Below are 314 nucleotides of genomic sequence, written 5' to 3'. Positions count from 1 at the left end.
TCAAAGCGCTCGGCCAAATTCCCGACCCCTCCTCAACGAGCTCGGCCAAATCCCCAAAGCAGCCCAAAGCAGGCCCAAAATGAAGGAACACAGCCCAATCTAAAGGCAGCCAAAGCCCAGAAAGATAAAGGCGGTTCCCTTGAAGATAAGATGACCTCACTTAAAGATAAGATAAAGATAAGATAAGATAACTAACTTATCTTATCCACAGAAGGCCACATCTCACCATTATAAATACACTGGAGCATCCAGGTATAACTCATACTCTGATTCTACATAAACCTGCTTAATACCCTTGCTAACTTAAGCATCGG

Annotated in this window: 1 protein-coding gene; it reads left to right on the top strand. The window is 43.9% G+C overall.

What is annotated here, in order from left to right; genetic code table 11:
* Window positions 1-186 (top strand): hypothetical protein (locus E0702_RS20495; RefSeq protein ID WP_205741993.1); only part of this gene is annotated, 186 nt, incomplete at its 5' end.
* Window positions 187-314: the final 128 nt, after the last annotated feature.

This window comes from Halomonas marinisediminis (assembly GCF_004347715.1).
GTDB classification, from domain to species: domain Bacteria; phylum Pseudomonadota; class Gammaproteobacteria; order Pseudomonadales; family Halomonadaceae; genus Halomonas; species Halomonas icarae.
The sequence above is the reverse complement of the archived record's forward strand: the minus strand, read 5'-3'. Positions and strand labels throughout refer to the sequence as shown.